The sequence below is a fragment of the Paenibacillus sp. 1-18 genome, assembly GCF_000520755.1.
Taxonomy (GTDB): Bacteria; Bacillota; Bacilli; order Paenibacillales; family Paenibacillaceae; genus Paenibacillus; species Paenibacillus brasilensis.
On record NZ_ASSB01000265.1, the window covers coordinates 1 to 4,273 of the forward strand.

Annotated in this window: 1 protein-coding gene; it reads left to right on the forward strand. The window is 51.1% G+C overall.

Going from position 1 to position 4,273, the window contains the following annotated elements; all coding sequences use genetic code 11:
• Positions 1-4,273 (forward strand): condensation domain-containing protein (locus tag L693_RS0116740; protein WP_025718444.1); only part of this gene is annotated, 4,273 nt, incomplete at both ends.

Here is a 4,273-nt window from a genome sequence, read left to right on the forward strand (position 1 = left end):
CTATTTCATCCAGTTGGAGCAGATGCCTCTGACACCCAACGGTAAAATTGACCGCAAGGCACTGCCAGCACCGGAGGGCAGCCTGCAAAGCGGAGCGGATTATGTAGAGCCGCGTACAGCGCTGGAGCAGACTTTGGTTTCCATTTGGCAGGCTGTATTAGGCGCGAAGAGAGTCGGGATTTTGGATAACTTCTTTGATCTGGGCGGCGATTCGATCAAAGCGATCCAGGTATCCTCCCGTTTGCTGCAAGCGGGCTACAAGCTGGAAATGAAGGATTTGTTCCAATATCCTTCCATATCGCTGCTGAGTGGTCATGTCCACAAGGTCAGCCGTACAGTCGATCAGCGCGCGGTTTCGGGGGCGGTCAAATTGACCCCGATTCAGCAATGGTTCTTTGGACAATCATCAGCAGAGCCGCATTATTTCAACCAGTCGGTGATGCTGTATAGAGAGCAAGGCTTCGATGAAGCCGCATTGCATCAAACGGTGACCAAGGTGACTGAGCATCATGATGCACTGCGTATGGTCTTCCGTCAGACTGAACAGGGTTATGAAGCGTGGAATCGCGGTTTAAACGAAGGCAAGCTGTATAGTCTGGATGTTGTTGATTTAACGGGCGTCGAAGACGCTGCGGACGTGGTAAAGGCCATTGAAGTGAAAGCGAATGCCATTCAAAGTTCCATTCGTCTGGACGAGGGACCACTGGTCAAGCTGGGGCTGTTCCATTGCATAGATGGAGATCATTTGCTGATTGCAATCCACCATTTGGTAATCGACGGGATTTCATGGCGGATTGTGTTTGAGGATTTTGCCACTGGATATGAGCAGGCAGTTCGGGGAGAAGCGATTCGCCTGCCATATAAAACGGACTCTTTCTCCGCCTGGGCAGAGCGCTTGTCTCAATATGCGAATAGTTCGGCAATCCAACACGAACGTGAATATTGGCAGCATCTCGCGCAAATGGAATTCACATCGTTGCCTAAGGATCAAGAGAGAGCGGAAGGAAAGCATTCTCTGATAAGAGACAGCGAGATTGTGACCGTGGCTTGGAGCGAGCAGGAAACACGACTGCTGCTTCAGGAAGCACACCGTGCGTACAACACAGAGGTCAATGATCTGCTGTTAACCGCACTTGGCACAGCTTTATATAACTGGAGTGGCCAGGAGCGCGTGCTGGTCAATCTGGAGGGACATGGTCGGGAAGCCATTGTTCCAGATATCGACATCACACGTACAGTGGGCTGGTTTACAAGCCAATATCCAGTGCTGCTTGATGTTGATGGAAAGGCAGAAGTCGGTCAGCGAATCAAACGGGTGAAGGAAGACCTGCGTCATGTGCCACATAAGGGCATTGGCTACGGTATTTTGAAATATATGTCTCTGCATGATGCCAATCCTTCCTTGGCCTTGCAGCCTGAAATTAGCTTTAACTATTTGGGACAATTTGATCAGGATTTGGAAAATGGTGATATCACTCTGTCTTCACATACAGGTGGGGAGCCGATGAGTGACCGTACCGTTCTGGAGCATCCGCTGAATGTGAACGGGATGATTACAGCAGGCGTGCTGACATTGGAAATTCGCTATGACAGCAAAGTATATCATCAGCAAAACGTGGAAAGCTTTGCACGGCTGCTGCAGGAAAGTCTGCAGGAAGTGATCGTTCATTGTGCCTCCAAAGAGCGGAGTGAGCTAACACCAAGCGATGTATTGTTCAAGGGCTTGACGTTGGAGCAGCTGGAACAATTGACGGAGCAAACGGCTGCTGTGGGTGAGCTGGAAAATGTTTATGCTCTCTCGCCTATGCAGAAGGGGATGCTTTTCCATAGCTTGATGGAGCCGGAATCAGGCGCATACTTCCAGCAAGCGTCGTTTGATCAAAAAGGCAGCTTTGATGTAGCTGTTTTCCGAAAGAGTCTTGATTTACTGACACAGCGTCATGAAGCGCTGCGGACGAATTTCCATATGTTTGAGACAGGGCAGACTCAGGAGCCGTTGCAGATCGTGTTCCGTCACAAAGATAGCGACCTTTCCTTCAAGGATTTACGCGGAATGCAGGAAGCGGAGCAAAAGGCATATATTCAGGCGTTCAAACTGGAAGATCAGGCTCGGGGCTTTAAACTCGGTACCGATGCGCTCATGCGCGTACAGGTGTTGCAGACAAATGAAGAAACGTATCATTTGGTGTGGAGCTTCCATCACATTGTCATGGACGGCTGGTGCTTATCGCTCGTTACAGGCGAAGTGTTTGGTACGTACTTTGCACTGCTGGAGCAGAAGCAGCCGGAGCTTACTAATATCACACCGTATGGCCAATATATCGAATGGCTGGGACGTCAGGATGAACGAGCGGCAAAAGATTATTGGAGCAGCTATTTGGCGGGCTTTGAACAGCAGACTTTGTTGCCTGGCTCGGATGCTTCATTAAAAGATCAAGCGGTGGACAGCAGGGAAAATGCTCTATCTACTACAGCAAGTGACACCAGCGAATATATTTCTGAAAAAATAACGGTGGAGCTGGATCAAACGTGGAGCGAAGCCATGTACCGGATTGCGAAACAGCAGCAGGTAACGATTAATACGCTGATGCAGAGCGTGTGGGGCCTTATTTTGCAGAAATATAACAACAATGAGGATGTTATTTTCGGTAGTGTTGTATCCGGACGTCCGACTGATATTGCCGGTGTAGAAAATATGATTGGTTTGTTCATTAATACGATCCCGGTTCGGATTCAAAGTGAACGGAATGCCACTTTTGTGGAAGTTATGCGGAAAACGCAGGAGCAGGCATTGGCCTCGGGAGCATACGACAGCTTCCCGCTGTATGAGATTCAGGCGCTGACTGAGCAGAAGCAGAATCTGATTAACCACATTATGGTATTTGAGAACTATCCAGTAGAGCAGCAGGTCGAGCAGCTTGGGGAAGTTCGTCCGTCCGCTTTTGAAATTACGAATGTAGAGGTTGTCGAGCAAACGAATTATGATCTGGATCTGATTGTGATGCCAGATGAAAACTTCCGCATCATGTTCAGATATAACGCCAATGTGTACGATCGGGCTACGGTGGAGCGTATGCAGGGACAGGTACTGCATGTGATCAAGCAAATTGTGGACAATCCGCATATCCGTGTAGATGAGTTGGAATTGGTGACACCGGAAGAACAGGCGCAGATTATTCAGGTTTGGGGAGATACGGCGGCGGCTTATCCGCAGGATCAGACACTGAGCGCGCTGTTCGAGGAACAGGCGGCACGAACACCGGATCAGGTAGCGGTGCTGTTTGGATCAAAATCGTTGACTTACGCTGAGTTGAATGAGCGCGCGAACCGCCTTGCACGCACCTTGCGTGCGGAAGGCGTAGAACCGGATCAGCCTGTAGGCATTCTGGTTCACCGCTCACTGGACATGATCGTAGGCATCTATGCGATCCTCAAGGCAGGCGGAGCGTATGTGCCGATTGATCCGGAATATCCGGCGGACCGCATCCGCTTTATGTTGGAGGACTCGGGAGCGAAGCTGGTGCTGACGCAATCGCATTTGGCCGAGCAAGCGTTGCTGAGCTTCGACGGCCAGGTGCTGGTGCTGGATCGTCCGGAGCTGGACGGCAAGGAGATTTATCACGAAGACGGCTCAAATCTGGAGCCACTGGCCGGGCCGCATCATGTTGCATACGTCATCTACACCTCCGGCTCGACAGGAAAACCGAAGGGTGTCATGGTTGAGCACCATTCGGTTCTGAACCGGATTTTGTGGATGCATGACCGTTACGGCTTGAGTGCAGACGATACGATCCTGCAAAAGACGGCCTTCACCTTCGACGTGTCGGTATGGGAGCTGTTCTGGTGGTCGCTGGTCGGCTCGAAGGTGAGCCTGTTGTCGGTTGGCGGGGAAAAGAATCCGGAAGATATCGTCGACACGATTGCCCGCGACGGCGTGAGCACAATGCACTTTGTGCCTGCCATGCTGCATGCATTCCTGGAATATGTGGAGCAGCAGCCACGGGAAGTGGTAGGGGCGAAGCTGGAAACGCTGCGCCATGTATTTGCCAGCGGCGAAGCGTTGCCGCCGCAGCATGTAGCGCGGTTCCAACGGCTTGTGTCAAGCCTGACCGGAGCGAAGCTGATCAATCTGTATGGCCCAACCGAAGCAACGGTGGACGTATCGTACTTCGATTGTGAGCCCAATGAAACCTATACGGTTATTCCAATCGGGAAACCGATTCAGAACATCCGTCTGTACATCGTGAAGGAGGGCACGGAGCAATTGCAGCCA